The sequence below is a fragment of the Nonomuraea zeae genome (assembly GCF_005889725.1).
In the GTDB taxonomy this organism is placed as follows: Bacteria; Actinomycetota; Actinomycetes; order Streptosporangiales; family Streptosporangiaceae; genus Nonomuraea; species Nonomuraea zeae.
Genome location: NZ_VCKX01000298.1, coordinates 1 through 14,503, shown reverse-complemented (window position 1 = coordinate 14,503; position 14,503 = coordinate 1). Strand labels below are relative to the sequence as shown.

The window sequence follows — 14,503 nt, the reverse complement described above, 5'->3', positions numbered from 1 at the left end:
CGCCTGCCCCCACCTCCGCCAGGTCGATGGCGGGCGTCTTGATGGGCACGCCGGTGCCCGCGCGCCGCCCGCCGAAGCTGCCCTTGCCGCCGACGTGGAACTCGTGGGTGATCTCCGGTCGCCCCCCGCGCACCACGCACGCCTTGGCGGTGGTGCCGCCCATGTCGAACGAGATCACGTCCGGGAACCCGGTCCCCGCCGCCGCCAGCACGCCCGCCGCCGGGCCGGACTCGATCGTGGCCACCGCCCGCCTGGCGGCCAGCTCGGCGGAGATCACGCCGCCGCTCGACTCCATGACGTGGATGGGCGCGTCGATCCCGATCGCCGCGAGCCGCTCTCGAAGCTGCGAAAGGTACGAAGCCATCAATGGACCGATATATGCGGACATGATGGTGGTTGTGGCGCGTTCGTACTCCCGGATCTCCGGCCACACCTCCGAGGAGATCACCACGTTCGGGACGTACTCCCGCAGGATCGCCGCCACCTGCCGCTCGTGCGCCGGGTTCGCGTACGCGTGCAGCAGGCACACCGCCGCCGACGAGATCCCCCGCCGGACGATCCCGGCGGCGGCCAGGCGTACCGAGTCGTGGTCCAGCGGCGTCAGCACGGCGCCTCGCGCGGTGACGCGTTCCACCACCTCGAAACAGTCGCCCGGCGCCACCGGCGGCGGCGGGGGCGTGAAGCGCAGGTCGTAGCGGTCCTCCTCGACCCGGGCGTAACGGCCGAGCGGAATGGCAGCACGAAAACCCTGTGTCGTGACATAAGCGACACGGGGGCCTTTGCGCTCAAGCACCGCGTTGGTGGCCAGCGTGGTGGCGTGCACCACCCTTGTGACCTGGGCCGGGTCGAGACCGCCGAGAGCGCGCGTAACGCCGGACAGGATGCCCGCGATGGGGTCGTAGGGGGTGCTCAAACATTTGGCCACGAAAATCGCGCCGGACGTATCGCGAAGGACCACATCGGTGAAGGTGCCGCCGACATCGACGCCGATCGCGTAACCCATTCAGGTACGTTATGTCCCCGAGCAAGCGCTTGTCTATGTGGCGGTCTATTGACTTACGACACGTGATTGGGACCCTGGTCCTATTCCTGCGTTTTTGGAGCGGAGATGGCGCGCCTCACAGCTCTGGCCGGCGGTGTCGCAGCAATACTTATGCTGCTCGCGATGCCGGTCGCGGCGCACGAACACCCGAGTGGCATCACCGACCTGGTGAGCCCCGCCGTGGTGCGCGTGGAAGCCGTGTCCCATGTGGAGATCACCCTGCTCGACCACGTCGGCGAGCTCAAACATGTGGAGCGGTCCTACGACCTCCCGTTCGCGGCGGGGACGGGGACGGTGATCAGCCCTGACGGGACGATCGTGGCGCTGCGGCGCCTGGCGGTGAACCCGAACGACGTCGCGATCTACGCGGCGAACAAGATCTTCGCCGAGCACCACAAGGTGAAGATCCCGCTGGACTACAAGAAGCACAAGCTCTCGAACGACCTGCTCGACCATCATCTGCAGGAGTGCTACCCGCCCAAGACCTCCACCGCCACCTGCATCATCAACGTCACCACCGAGCTCACGGCCTACCCCAACGTGTCACCGGCCAGCGCTGACGGCTACAAGGTCAAGTGCATCAAGGCGGGACCGACACCCGACAGCCCGGCCGTGCTCGTGCCGCTGACCCCGCTGTCCGGCGGCGTCGGCATGCCCACCGCGCCGCTCGCCGACAAGGTGCCCGAGCAGGCGGGCTCGCCCACCAACGTGGCGGGCTTCCTCGGCCGGCCGGGGCCGAACGTCGCGCACACGGTCGAGATCGCCCACCTGGCCAAGGGCGGCGTCGCGGGAGAGACCGGCAGAGGCTTCTCCGACCCCGAGAAGAAGGTGGACGAGCCCGTCAAACTGGGCGGCCTGGCGGACAAGGGCCTGGTCGGCGCCCCGGTGATCGGTGACAAGAACGGCCACGTCATCGGCCTGCTCATCGGCGGCGGCAAAGAGGGCAAGATGATCGGCATCAGGGAGGTCAACGCCGTCCTGGCCGCGGCCAAGGTGGTGCCGCGCAGAGGCGCGATCGACACGGCGTTCGAGGCGGCGCTGACCCGCTACCACACCAAGTACTACACCGAGGCCGCGCCCGGCTTCCAGCGGGTGCTGGAGCTCTACCCGGGCAACGTGGTGGCCGCCGGGCTGCTCAAGACCTCGCTGGCCAAGCGCGGCGGGCCCGAGGACCAGGGCACGAAGCAGGCGGCGAGCGCGCCCGTCAGGTCCACGCCGCTGTGGCCGTTCATCCTGGCGGCCGGGATACTTTTCATAGCCGCGGGCGGCGGGGCGTATCTGCTGTGGCGTCGCCGCACTCCTGAAAGACCGACAGAGCTGCCACAGCCGCTGGCGGCCGGTCCACCGCTCGACGACGGCGCGAATCAGACCGTGGTCGTCCGGCGCTCCCAGTCGTTCCAAGTGGTCCCGCAGCAACAGCAGGTGATGACCGCGCCGGATCCGGCGATCAAATACTGCACCTCGTGCGGCATGAAGCTCGGGCCGGCGCATCGCTTCTGCGGCTACTGCGGCCACCCCATCGAGACGTGATGCCATTGAACGAAAGATCGCTCATCGGCCAGGAGGTGGCCGGGTACTACATCGAGGACATCGTCGGCAAGGGCGGCATGGCCGTCGTCTACCTGGCGCTCGACCCCCGGTTGAGCCGCCGGGTGGCGCTGAAGATCCTCAACCCGGTGCTCAGCGTCGACGACCGGTTCAGGCAGCGGTTCATCCTGGAGTCCAGGACGGTCGCCAGCATCGAGCACCCCAACATCATCCCGATCTACGAGGCGAACGCCGACGCCGACGGCGTCCTCTACATCGCCATGCGCTACGTGGACGGCCTCGACCTGCGCCGCCTCATCTACGACAGGGGGCCGCTGCCGATCGCCCAGGCGAACCAGATCTTCGCCCAGGTCGCCGCCGCGCTCGACGCCGCCCACGCGCACGACCTGATCCACCGGGACGTGAAACCGGCCAACATCCTGCTGGCCGGGGACCACGTCTACCTGACCGACTTCGGCATCACCAAGCACCGCTCGTCGATCTCCGGCCTGACCCAGACCGACCAGTTCATCGGCACGCCCCGGTACATGTCGCCCGAGCAGATCAACAAGGAGCACATCGACGGCCGCTGTGACCAGTACGCGCTGGCCTGCGTGGTCTACGAGGCGCTGTCGGCGCGGCTGCCGTTCCAGCGCGAGAACGACATCGCGCTGCTCTGGGCCCACCTCGCCGAGCAGCCCACGCCGCTGTCGCACATCAGGCCCGAGTTGCCGCCGCAGGTGGACGCCGTGATGATGCGGGCGCTGGCCAAGTCGCCCGAGCAGCGGTACGCGACGTGCACGGAGTTCGTGGGCGCGCTGCGGGACGCGATCAGCGGGCAGCCGTCCGACGCGGCCGGCTTCGTGCCCCGCCAGGGCCTGCCCTCGGGGCCCCACCCCGTCCACCGCTCCGGGGCGCACGCGGCCCCCTACTCGTCAGGGCCGCCGTCCGGGCCCCACACCGGCCCGCCGACCGGCCCGCCCCCGTCAGGGCCGCACACCGACCCCTCGTCGGGGCCCCACTCGCAGCCGCAGTTCGCGGCCCCGTTCGGGCAGGCGGCCGGGGCGTACCGGGCCTCTGCCCAGCCCACGCACCCGACCGTGCCGAAGAAGCGCCCGGGCCGCATCCCGATCGTGGCCGCCACCCTGGTCGCCGCCGTCGCCGCGCTCGCGCTGGTCGCCATGATCATCATGAACCACCGCAGCGACACCTGGTCCCGCTACAAGACCAGCGCCGCCGCGCCGCTCACGTTCGAATATCCGGCCGACTGGACCGTGCGCACCCACCAGGACCTGTTCGCGGTGGTCTCGCCGCACGCCCAGGAGTTCGAGTCCCTGTTCGTGGCCGGTCCCGGCGCCGACTGGACGCGGGTCTCCTCGATCGTCTCGGACGAGCCCGACAGCGCGGCCGGCGTGTACGTCCAGGTCTCCGACACCCTCGATGCCAGCGGCAGCTCCGAGCAGATGAAGGCCAAGATGGAGGTCCTGCTGCCCGGCCAGGTAGACGTCGGCAAACCCGTGCCCGACCAGGCCGGCAGCAGCCCGGCCACCCGCTTCGACGGCGCGCTGCACGACCCCGAGACCGGCACCCGCCTGGGCTTCGTGAGCTACGTGATCGACCGGCAGCCGAAGACCATGCTCGTGATGTACTTCTGCGCCAAGGCCACGTGCGACGACGCCACCCAGACCCGCATCAGGCAGAGCGTTCATGTGTCGTGACTTGTAACTCACTTGTGCCCGGCTGGGCCTGGGTGTTCAAGGCGGGCACCCGGCGTCTACCCTCCGGCGTGTGGGCATTCGAATCGTCATCGCCGACGACCAGGCGATGGTCAGGGCCGGGCTGCGCATGGTCGTCGACAGCGACCCCGGCATGGAAGTCGTCGGCGAGGCGGCCGACGGCCGCGAGGCCATCGCCGTGGCCAGGCGCACCCGCCCGGACATCGTCCTCATGGACATCTCGATGCCCAGGCTCGACGGGCTGTCGGCGGCCAAGGAGCTGCTCGACACCCCGTCGCCGCCCAAGGTCATCACGCTGACCACGTTCGACACCGACGAGAACCTCTACGCCGCCCTGCGCGCGGGCACCAGCGGGTTCCTGCTGAAGGTGTCCCCGCCCGAGCAGCTCCTGGAGGCGATCAGGGTGGTGCACTCCGGCGACGCGCTGCTCGACCCGGCCGTGACGAGCCGGGTGATCGCCACGTTCGCGAGCCGGGCCGAGCCGACGCCCTCGCCCCGGCTGGCCGAGCTGACGCCGCGCGAGCTGGAGGTGCTGCGGCTGCTGGCCCGGGGGCTCACCAACGCGGAGATCGCGCGGGAGCTGTACGTGGGGGAGGCCACGGTCAAGACGCACGTGGCGCGGGTGCTGATGAAGCTGTCCCTCCGCGACCGGGCGCAGGCCGTGGTGTTCGCGTACGAGTCCGGCGTCGTACGGCCCGGAGCCGCCTGACCGTCTCACCATGCGGGAGGGTTTGGTGAGGCATGCCGTCCTGGTGTGTATATTTTTCGTCATAAGGCGGTAGAAACAGGAGATATTTCATGACAGCGTTCCCCCGGGTGTTGTTCGACGAGGCCCACAGCGAGTCGTGGACCGTGCGGCGCGAGGTGGCCGAGGCCATCAATCCGGCCCACCCCGACGACAACAGCTACGCCCGCGCGGCCGGGCTGCTGCGGCACCTGGGGCACACGGTCACGGCCCGCACCGACGGTGCGCTGTCCGCCGAGGTGCTGGCGGAGCAGGACGTCCTGGTGATCGCGCACCCGGCGGGGGACCGGTGGGAGCGGACGACCGGCCAGGGCAGCCCCGTCTTCGGCGCCGACGAGCTGGACGCGATCCAGTCCTTCGTGGCAGCCGGCGGCGGGCTGGTGGTGCTGGCCGAGGAGGAGCAGGACAAGTACGGCAACAACCTGGCGGACCTGCTGGGGCGGTTCGGGGTGGGCGTCGAGCACGCCACCGTGCGTGACCCGAAGCACGCGCACCGGGGCGTGGCCACCTGGGTGCTCGCCCGGCCGGCCGTCGCCTCGGGCCTGCTCGCGGGCGTCCGCACGGCCTGCTTCTACCGCTCGGGCGTCCTGACCCTGACCGCCGGCCCGGCGGAAGCCGACGGCGGCGTTCCCGCCGAGGCGACCGTGCTTTTCGCGACCTCGCCCGACGCCGACCCGGCGGGCGCGCCGCTGGCCGTCGCCGTGCGGTACGGGCGGGGCCGCGTCGTCGCGTTCGCCGACTCCGACCTGTTCGGCGACGACTCCATCGACGACTACGACCATCGCGCGCTCTGGGGCAACGTGGTCACCTGGGCCGCCCGCGTCCCCGGCGCCGAGCCTGGCACGCACGCGTCCGCCACGCACGAGGGCGCCGTCGCGGCCGGCGGCGGGGAGCGGGCCGGCAAGGCGGAGGTGTTCGCGCGGCTCAAGGCGGCCGTCGAAGAGCTCAGGCCGCTGCAGGTCAAGGACGGGTCCGTCCCGGAGGAGAAGGAGCGGGCGAAGGGCCTGGTCGCGCGGGTGGCGGCGGCCGTGGGTGAGATTTCGGGATATTTCCCGCACGACGCGGCCTACCTCCAGGCCGTCCAGGACGACCTCGCCACGTGGGCCGAGCAGGATCTGGGCGTCCCGGACTTCCTCGGCTCGCTCGAACGCTTCCACCCCGACACCCAGCGTGAGGACGGCCTGGAGCACGTCGTGGTCTTCCCCATGTACACGCAGAACGGCAACCCCGACCGCAACCTCGAAGCCGTCTGGATCCGGACGATCTGGCCGGACTGGCTGGCCGCGCTGGAGGCGGGCGGCTACGACAACCCGATGTTCGTGCCGATCGCGTTCGAGGATTTCACCTCCGGCTACGACACGCACTCCGCCGTGCTGTTCCCCGAGACGGTCGCGGTGCGCCGGGCGCCCGACCGCTTCACCTGGGGCGGGATCTTCGCCGACCGCGAGGCCGCCAGGTTCAGGCGGGTGTCCAGGGCCGCCACCGACACGCTCAGGCTGGACCTGCCCCCGGAGGCCGAGCGGCTGCTGGCCTCGCAGGAGCTCGCCGAGGAGACGTTCGTGCTGTGGGACCTGGTCCACGACCGCACCCACAGCCACGGCGACCTGCCGTTCGACCCGTTCATGATCAAGCAGCGGATGCCGTACTGGCTCTACTCGCTGGAGGAGCTGCGCTGCGACCTGACCGCGTTCGGCGAGGCGGTGAAGCTGGCGGAGCAGGGGGTGCCGCACGCCAGGTACGTGCAGACCGCCATCCTGTTCGACCGGCTGTTCAGGTTCCCGATCACCGGGGAGCGGGTGCGGAACTACGACGGGCTCGGCGGCCAGCTGCTCTTCGCCTACCTGCACCGCAACGACGTCGTGCGCTGGACGGACAACCGGCTCACGATCGACTGGGAGCGGGTGCCGGCCGGCGTGGCCGACCTGCGGGGCGAGGTGGAAAAGCTCTACCGCGACAGCATCGACCGGTCCAAGCTGGCGCACTGGCTGGCGGCGTACGAGCTGGTGAGCGCGTACGTGCCGGCGCATCCCGGCTCGACCTGGGCCAAGGGCGTGCAGGCGCTGCCCGAGGAGCAGAAGGCCAAGGTGGACGCGGTGCTGGCGGACGAGTTCCCGCTGAGCATGTTCTACGAGGCACTGCGCCGTAAGCTGACGGATGTGGTCGAATCGACTAAGGGACTCCGGGCATGATCATTCTGGTTACGGGGGCAGCGGGCCCCACAGGTGAGGCCGTTTCTGGATATTTCCGGAAAAACGGTCACACCGTGATCGGTGTCGACAAGGACGACGTCGACCTGCTCGACCGTGCGGCCGTACAGGATCTCGCGGCGCGCGTCGCCCGCGAGCACGGCCGCGTGGACGGCGTGGTGCACCTGGTCGGCGGCTGGCGCGGCTCGGCCACGTTCGCCGAGACCAGCCTCGACGACTGGGACCTCCTGCACGACCTGCTGATCCGCACGCTCCAGCACGTGTCGCTCGCGTTCGAGCCGCTGCTGCGCGAGAGCGGCAACGGCCGGTTCGTGATCGTCTCGGCCAAGGCGGCCGAGCGCCCGTCCGCGGGCGGCGCCGCCTACGCGGCGGCCAAGGCCGCGGCGGAGGCGTGGACGCTCGCGCTGGCCGACGCGCTGTCGGGCACCGGCAGCGCGGCCACCGTTCTGGTGGTCAAGGCCCTGGTCAACGACGCGATGCGCGCCGAGAAGCCGGAGGCGAAATTCCCCGGCTTCACCGACGTCAACGACCTGGCGGCGGCGATCGGCGGGCTCTACGACCGCCCCGCCGCCGAGATCAACGGCACCCGATTGGACCTCACTGCGTGACTCCCCGGCACGATCCCCAGCTCAAAGCGTTCGCCAGCGACAACTACGCGGGCGTGCACCCCGAGATCCTCCAGGCCATCGTCACGGCCAACGGAGGTCACCAGATCTCCTACGGTGACGACGTCTACACCGAGGCCCTGCAAGGGGTCTTCCGGCAGCACTTCGGCGAGAGCGCCCAGGCGTGGCCGGTGTTCAACGGCACGGCCGCGAACGTCGTCTCGCTGCGCGCCATGACCGCCCACTGGGAGGCGGTCATCTGCGCGGAGAGCGCCCACATCAACACCGACGAGGGCGGCGCGCCCGAGGTCGCGGGCGGAATCAAGCTGCTGACCGTGCCCACGCCCGACGGCAAGCTCACGCCCGAGCTGATCGACCGCCAGGCGTGGGGCTTCGGCGACGTGCACCGGGCGCAGCCGCGGGTCGTGTCGATCTCGAACACCACCGAGCTCGGCACCCTCTACACGCCCGCCGAGATCGCCGCGATCTGCGCGCACGCCCACGAGCTGGGCCTGCTCGTCCACCTTGACGGCTCCCGCCTGACGAACGCCGCCGCCGCGCTGGACGTCCCGATGCGGGCGCTGACCACCGACGCGGGGGTGGACGTGCTGTCGTTCGGCGGCACGAAGATCGGGCTGCTGTACGGCGAGGCGGTCGTCGTGCTCAACCCGGAGGCCGCGCGCGGGATCGACTACATCCGCAAGACCTTCATGCAGCTGTCGTCGAAGATGCGGTTCGTGTCGGCGCAGTTCGAGGCGCTGCTGTCGGGCGATCTGTGGCTGCGCAGCGCGCGGCGGGCCAACGCCCTGGGGCAGCGGCTGGCGCAGGCCGTACGGGACATCCCGGGCGTCGAGCTGCCCAGGCCGGTGGAGGCCAACGCGGTCTTCGCCGTCCTGCCGAAGGACGTCACCGAGCGGTTGCAGAAGCGGTTCAGGTTCTACACCTGGAACGAGGCGACGGGTGAGGTGCGGTGGATGTGCGCGTTCGACACGACGGAGGAGGACGTGGACGCCTTCGCGGCCGCCGTCGCCGAGGAAATGGCCGCCACCCCCGGACACGGGGCCTAGCGACCCGGCGCCTGGGCGGCCCAGGCTCCAGCGGCACGGGGCCTGGCCAAGCGGGTCCTCGTGACGCAGGCCCCAGCGACGCGGGGCCTGGTGGGGCGGGAGGCTAGCGGGACCGGGCCTGGTCTTTCAGGGCCAGGCGGGCGGCCTGCCAGCCGCCCATCCCGTGCACCGCGGCCCCCGGCGGAGTCGAGGCCGAGCACAGGAACACCCCCGGCAACGGCGTCCGCCACGGGGCCGGCGACCAGACCGGCCGCCTGAGGAACTGGGTCAGGCTCGCCATCCCGCCCCCCACGTCGCCGCCCACCAGATTGGGATTGGCCGCCTCCAGCTCGGCGGGCCCCATGGCGTGCCTGGCCAGGACGCGGTCGCGGAAGCCGGGCGCGTAGCGCTCGATCTGGGTCTCGATGGCGTCCGTCATGTCCACGGGCGAGCCGTTGGGCACGTGGCAGTAGGCCCACAGCGTGTGGCCGCCCCGCGTCGGATCCGCCGCGTACGGCTGGACGAGCAGCACGTACGGGCGCGGCGAGTGCCGCCCGGCGGCCGTCTCGGCCTCGCTGAGCGCGATCTCCTCCAGCGTCCCGCCCAGGTGCACGGTCCCGGCCTCGGCCACGGCGGGATCCCGCCACGGCACCGGCCCGTCCAGCGCCCAGTCCAGCTTGAACACCCCCGGCCCGTAACGGAAGCGTTGGAGCGCCCTGCGGTAGCCGGGAGGCAGGTCGGCCATCGCCAGGAGCTGCCGGGGCGTGACGTCGAGCACCACGGTCGGCGCGTCCAGCTCCGCCAGCCGCCGCACCCGGTGACCGGTGACGGCCTCGCCGCCCAGCGACCTGAGCTCGGCCACGAGCGCGTCGGCGAGCTCCTGGGACCCGCCGCGCACCAGCGGCCAGCCCACCAGGTGGGCCAGCCCGGCCAGCAGCAGCCCGTAGCCGCCAGAGATGGGGGCGCGCAGGTCGAGCATCGAGTGCGCGGCCATGCCCGCGAGCACCGCCCGCGCCTCCACGGTCCTGAACGCCCGCCTGGCCAGCGTCGTGGCCGGCAGCACCCCGGCCAGCCCGAACCTGGCCGCCGACGCGAACGCCCGCGGCGCGGGATCCCACGGCCCCAGCGGCTTGAGCAGCAGGCCCACCAGCGGGAACCCGCCCCTGGCCGTCGCTCCCGCGGTCGCCAGCCACGCGCCGGCGTCGCGCCCCAGCCCCTCGGCCGTACGCCGGGCGTCGCGGTGCACCAGCACGGCGGGCCGGTCGTCGAGCGGATGGGCCGCGGCCACCGGAGGATGAGCGAACTCGACCCCCTTCAGCCCCTGCTCGCGCAGCTCGCGGAAGGCGGGGGAGGCCAGCGCCATCGCCATCACGGTGGCGCCCAGGTCGTGCACCCGGCCGGGCAAGGTCAGCTCGCCCGACCGCAGCCCGCCGCCGAACCGCTCGGCCGCCTCCAGCAGCAGCACCTTCCGCCCGGCGCGGGCCAGCAGGACGGCGGCGACGAGCCCGTTGGGGCCCGACCCGACCACGACGGCGTCCGCGCTCACCTAAAGCTCACCGGGCCTCATCGGGGGCCTACTTGGGCGTCAAGATCGACGGGAGAGGCTGTGCGCCCCGCTGCCGCAGCAGCTCCGTCATGAGCTTGATCTCCCCGCTCTGCCCCTGGACGATCTTCTGTGCCATGCCGACCACCTCGCCGCGCGCCGATAGCTTGAGCAGCCCCTCTGACATCTGCACGCCGCCCTCATGATGGCGGATCATCAGCTGCAGGAACAGCACCTCGGCCTGCGTGCCCTGCGCCTGCTTGAGCTCGGTCAGCTCCTGCGGCGACGCCATGCCGGGCATCTTGCCCGCCGTGACGCCCGCGCCCGGGGTGGCGCCGTGGCCGTGGCCGCTCATCCAGGCCATCGGCGGCTGGTCGGTGGCCTGGCTCAGCCCCCACTGCTGCAACCAGCCCTGGAACATGCCGCGCTGGTTGGCCTGGGTGTTGATGATGTCGAAGGCCAGGCTCCTGATCTCCTTGGCCGGCCCTTTGTCCCTGATCGTGAACGCCATGTCCACGGCCTGCGCGTGGTGCGTGGCCATGTCGCGGGCGAACCCGGCCTCGGGCGAGGTGTCACCCGGTGTGCCGTCGCGGCCGAACAACAGGAAGGCGGCCACGGCGAGCACGAGCACGCCGCAGATGATCAGGATGGGTTTCCTCACGGGCTTTTCCATGGCTCGTCCAGCGTACCCACCTGGGGGAGGGGCCGTGATCGGACCCTTATAACGGGCTTATTCTCCGCATACGGCTGGAGGGCATAGGGTGACCCGGAGTTGGTACGCCGATGGAGGAACGATGACGAAGGAGAAGGCGCAGGCGCGGCGCGAGCATCTGGAGAAGATGCGGGCCGAGCAGAAGCGCAAACAACGCCGCGCCGCGCTGCTCATGTGGGGCACCGGTGGGCTGATCATCGTGGTGCTCGTCGGCGTGGTCGGCTTCTACCTCGTCAAGCAGGCCCGCGAGACCTCGCTCGACGCCGTCACCAGCGTCAAGTACGACGCGGGCCAGCACGTGTGGAAAGCGGTCACCTACAAGGAGACCCCGCCGGTGGGCGGCGAGCACAACAACTACTGGCAGCAGTGCGCCATCTATGACAAGCCGATCCACTCCGAGCACGCGGTGCACTCGCTGGAGCACGGCGCGGTCTGGATCACCTACCGCCCCGACCTGCCCAAGGCGCAGATCGACGCGCTGAAGGCGGTGGCGACGTCCACGGGCCAGCAGGACTACATGCTGATGAGCCCGTTCCCCAACCTGCCGGCGCCGGTGGTCGTGTCGTCGTGGGGGCACCAACTCAAGCTGGACAACCCGCAGGACCCGAAGCTCGGCGCGTTCATCAAGCGCTACCAGAACGGCGCCGACACCCCTGAGCCCGGCGCCACCTGTGGCGGCGAGGACGCCATCACCACCACGGCCGACCAGGCGCCCCTGCCGCCGGAGCCCACGGGCAACCAGCAGACGCCGATGGAGACCCTCGCCCCGTCGCCCAGCCAGTCCCAGCAGTAGACCCGTGGCGTGACTCAGGGCCCGGCCCCCGCCGGGCCCTGAGCCGTGCGGTCAGTCCTCGCCGATGAGCAGGTCCCGGCGGGCGCGGGCGAACTCCTCGAAGGAGATGCGTCCGTCGCGGTCGGCGTCCACCTTGGCGAAGGCGGCGGTCAGGTCGGTCCCGCGGCGGCTCCACACCGAGCCGAACTCCTCGGCGGTGATCCAGCCGTCGCGGTCGCGGTCGGCCGCGGCGAAGGTGGCCCGGGAGATCGGCGTCAGCACCGCGTCGAGCGCCCCCGTCCGCATCAGGGTCTCGAAGGAGCCGACGTACTCCTCCTTGCTGATCTGCCCGTCACGATCGGTGTCCAGGGCGCGGGCGTGGGTGTCCCAGGCGTTGAGGAACGCGTCCACGACGGCCTCACCCTCGGGCGTGTCCGCCCGCACGCCGGTCTGCTCCAGCCGGCGCTGGGCGAGGGCCATGTAGTCGTACCTGGTCAGGAAGCCGTCGCCGTCGGTGTCGAGGTCGTTGAAGTTACGCTCCGCGCTCTCGCGGAAGCCGGGTTGGGGCATCAACCGCTCCGATCGTCACGCTAAGTAGTTGATCGCTACTTAGAGTAACTCTTCGTGGCGGGCTTGGACAGGGTTCCGGGAAAGCGGGCTCAGCCGAGCACGTCCGCCGGCGGCGTCGCCTCCAGCCCGTGCGCCTGGGCCACGGGGCGGCTGATCAGGTGGCCCTCGTGGGTGCTCAGACCGGCCGCGAGCGCCCTGTCCTCGCGTAGGGCCCGCCGCCAGCCCAGGCCGGCGATGGCCAGCGCGTACGGGAGCGTGACGTTCGTCAGGGCGAACGTCGAGGTGTGCGGCACGGCCCCAGGCATGTTCGCCACGCAGTAGAAGAGCGAGTCGTGCACCCGGTACGTCGGCCGCTCGTGCGTGGTCGGCCGGGAGTCCTCGAAGCAGCCGCCCTGGTCGATCGCGATGTCCACCAGCACGGAGCCCGGCTTCATGCGGCTCACCAGGTCGTTGGTCACCAGCTCCGGAGCCTTGGCGCCGGGCACCAGGACCGCGCCGATGACCACGTCGGCCTCCAGCACCGCCCGCTCGATCTCCAGCGTGTTGGAGGCGACCGTCTGGCAGTGGCCCTGGTAGATCACGTCCGCCTGGCGCAGCTTGTCGATGTTGTTGTCGAGCAGCAGCACCTCGGCCTGCATGCCGAGGGCGATGGCGGCGGCGTTCATGCCGGAGACCCCGGCCCCGATGACGACCACGTGGGCCGCGCGCACTCCGGACACGCCGCCCATCAGCACGCCCCTGCCGCCCTCCGAGCGCATCAGGTGATAGGCGGCCACCTGCGTGGCCAGCCGTCCCGCCACCTCGGACATGGGGGCCAGCAGGGGCAGCGCGCCGTCCCTGCTCTGCACGGTCTCGTAGGCGATCGCGGTGACGCCCGAGTCGAGCAGGGCCCGCGTGCACTCGCGCGAGGCCGCCAGATGCAGGTACGTGAACAGCACCTGGCCCTTGCGCAGCCGGTGGTACTCCTCGGCCACCGGCTCCTTGACCTTCATGATCAGGTCGGCGGCGGCCCAGAGCTCGTCCGCCTCCGGGATCAGGACGGCGCCGGCGGCGGCGAAGTCGGCGTCCGGGATCGATGACCCGGCGCCCGCCTGCCGCTCCACGAAGACCCGGTGGCCGTGGCGCACCAGCTCGTGCACCCCGGCCGGGGTGAGCGCCACCCGATATTCGCTGTTCTTGACCTCTCGGGGAACCCCGACCTTCATGGCCAACTCTTCTCGGTCACGTGCGATCCTGCCTCCATTCTTCCTTCCCCAACCCGGATAGATGCGGATTCTCCAGCTGATTACCCCGGTGTGGCTCGTCCTCGATAAGCTCACCGGCAGCCCGAACGTCAGGATGAGGTCGTCGTCGATGGACAAGCCGGAAGAGCCGCCACCCGCGGACCCGGGGGAGCCGAAGGCCAGCAGACTCACCACCATCGTGTTGATCGTCTCGCTGGTCCTCGTCGTCTTGGTCGCCGGGGTGCTCGGCACCGTGGCCGTCCTGATGACACAGAACCCTGACGCGCCGATCCTGGGCGGCGTGCCTCCGCAGCGGCTGGCCGTGCCCATCCACTTCGCCCCGGTCAAGGAGACCAAGCCCGCGCCCTGCCCGGGCGAGCCGGCCGTGCTCGACGAGGAGCAGCGCACCTGCTACCTGCTGGAGGACGGCGTCACCGTCGGCGCCGTGCAGCAGATCGAGCCGGTGCGCGAGAAGGACGGCCAATACTCCGTGCGCATCGCGATCGCGTCGGCGTTCAAGGACCGGCTGGTGGAGCTCATCGACGAATTGGTGCCCGAGCAGCGGCAGGTGGCGATCGTGCTGGCGCCCGAGCAGGCCGAGCAGCCCAAGATCGTGCTGGCCGCGCCGATCGTCACCCAGGCGATGGACGGCGACAGCATGAGCATCGCCGGATACACCAAGGAAGAGGCCGACGCGCTGGTGACCAGCCTGCTCGGCGCGCCGTCCCAGTCGCCGGGCAGCGCCACCACGGCTCCCTCCACCGGCCCCAGCACC

13 protein-coding genes are annotated in these 14,503 nt (G+C 71.0%); 8 read left to right on the top strand and 5 right to left on the bottom strand.

Going from position 1 to position 14,503, the window contains the following annotated elements:
• Positions 1 to 1,003 (bottom strand): hydantoinase/oxoprolinase N-terminal domain-containing protein (locus ETD85_RS51040; protein ID WP_138697093.1); only part of this gene is annotated, 1,003 nt, incomplete at its 3' end.
• Positions 1,004 to 1,165: 162 nt separating this feature from the next.
• On the opposite strand from ETD85_RS51040, the gene ETD85_RS51035 reads away from it, so the two are divergent.
• The 6 genes from ETD85_RS51035 (at position 1,166) to ETD85_RS51010 (ending at position 8,929) form a co-directional block, all read left to right on the top strand.
• A complete protein-coding gene (locus ETD85_RS51035) occupies positions 1,166 to 2,572 on the top strand; it encodes a zinc ribbon domain-containing protein (protein ID WP_240779971.1) in 1,407 nt (468 codons plus the stop codon).
• Positions 2,572 to 4,287, top strand: coding sequence for a serine/threonine protein kinase (locus tag ETD85_RS51030; RefSeq protein ID WP_138697091.1), 1,716 nt, complete (start codon positions 2,572 to 2,574; stop codon positions 4,285 to 4,287). The genes ETD85_RS51035 and ETD85_RS51030 overlap by 1 nt, the downstream gene beginning before the upstream one ends.
• A 70-nt stretch (positions 4,288 to 4,357) precedes the next feature.
• Positions 4,358 to 5,014 carry a response regulator gene (locus ETD85_RS51025; RefSeq protein WP_138697090.1) on the top strand — a complete coding sequence of 219 codons (657 nt, stop codon included), beginning with the start codon at positions 4,358 to 4,360 and terminating at the stop codon, positions 5,012 to 5,014.
• Positions 5,015 to 5,103: 89 nt separating this feature from the next.
• Positions 5,104 to 7,239, top strand: a complete 2,136-nt coding sequence (locus tag ETD85_RS51020; protein ID WP_138697089.1) for a DUF6421 family protein — start codon at positions 5,104 to 5,106, stop codon at positions 7,237 to 7,239.
• Positions 7,236 to 7,865 (top strand): SDR family NAD(P)-dependent oxidoreductase, encoded by a 630-nt coding sequence (locus ETD85_RS51015; RefSeq protein WP_206059397.1) that lies wholly within the window; start codon positions 7,236 to 7,238, stop codon positions 7,863 to 7,865. Before ETD85_RS51020 ends, ETD85_RS51015 begins: the two co-directional genes overlap by 4 nt.
• Entirely contained in the window at positions 7,862 to 8,929 is a 1,068-nt protein-coding gene (locus ETD85_RS51010) for a threonine aldolase family protein (RefSeq protein WP_138697088.1), read from the top strand. Before ETD85_RS51015 ends, ETD85_RS51010 begins: the two co-directional genes overlap by 4 nt.
• A gap of 103 nt (positions 8,930 to 9,032) precedes the next feature.
• Here the strand turns inward: ETD85_RS51010 and ETD85_RS51000 are convergent, their stop codons facing one another.
• Both ETD85_RS51000 and ETD85_RS50995 read right to left on the bottom strand, forming a co-directional pair.
• Complete coding sequence (locus ETD85_RS51000) at positions 9,033 to 10,454, bottom strand: phytoene desaturase family protein (protein ID WP_138697087.1); 1,422 nt, start codon at positions 10,452 to 10,454, stop codon at positions 9,033 to 9,035.
• 28 nt (positions 10,455 to 10,482) lie between these two features.
• A complete protein-coding gene (locus ETD85_RS50995; protein ID WP_240779970.1) occupies positions 10,483 to 11,112 on the bottom strand; it encodes a DUF305 domain-containing protein in 630 nt (209 codons plus the stop codon).
• Between the two features lie 133 nt (positions 11,113 to 11,245).
• Between ETD85_RS50995 and ETD85_RS50990 the strand changes: the two genes are divergently transcribed.
• Positions 11,246 to 11,956 (top strand): DUF3105 domain-containing protein, encoded by a 711-nt coding sequence (locus ETD85_RS50990; protein WP_138697086.1) that lies wholly within the window; start codon positions 11,246 to 11,248, stop codon positions 11,954 to 11,956.
• 51 nt (positions 11,957 to 12,007) lie between these two features.
• Here ETD85_RS50990 and ETD85_RS50985 read toward each other — a convergent pair whose 3' ends face one another.
• The gene (locus ETD85_RS50985) at positions 12,008 to 12,505 is read right to left on the bottom strand and encodes an EF-hand domain-containing protein (protein ID WP_138697085.1); all 498 of its coding nucleotides are present in this window, start codon (positions 12,503 to 12,505) and stop codon (positions 12,008 to 12,010) included.
• 89 nt (positions 12,506 to 12,594) lie between these two features.
• Positions 12,595 to 13,710 (bottom strand): alanine dehydrogenase, encoded by a 1,116-nt coding sequence (ald, locus tag ETD85_RS50980; protein WP_138697084.1) that lies wholly within the window; start codon positions 13,708 to 13,710, stop codon positions 12,595 to 12,597.
• 148 nt (positions 13,711 to 13,858) lie between these two features.
• On the opposite strand from ald, the gene ETD85_RS50975 reads away from it, so the two are divergent.
• On the top strand, positions 13,859 to 14,503 hold a 645-nt coding region (locus ETD85_RS50975; protein WP_206059396.1), incomplete at its 3' end, for a hypothetical protein.

Coding starts and splice junctions, on each gene's coding strand:
- ETD85_RS51035 (WP_240779971.1), top strand. CDS start 1,166: ATGCCGGTCGCGGCGCACGAACACCCGAGTGGCATCACCGACCTGGTG.
- ETD85_RS51030 (WP_138697091.1), top strand. CDS start 2,572: ATGCCATTGAACGAAAGATCGCTCATCGGCCAGGAGGTGGCCGGGTAC.
- ETD85_RS51020 (WP_138697089.1), top strand. CDS start 5,104: ATGACAGCGTTCCCCCGGGTGTTGTTCGACGAGGCCCACAGCGAGTCG.
- ETD85_RS51015 (WP_206059397.1), top strand. CDS start 7,236: ATGATCATTCTGGTTACGGGGGCAGCGGGCCCCACAGGTGAGGCCGTT.
- ETD85_RS50990 (WP_138697086.1), top strand. CDS start 11,246: ATGACGAAGGAGAAGGCGCAGGCGCGGCGCGAGCATCTGGAGAAGATG.
- ETD85_RS50985 (WP_138697085.1), bottom strand. CDS start 12,505: ATGCCCCAACCCGGCTTCCGCGAGAGCGCGGAGCGTAACTTCAACGAC.
- ald (WP_138697084.1), bottom strand. CDS start 13,710: ATGAAGGTCGGGGTTCCCCGAGAGGTCAAGAACAGCGAATATCGGGTG.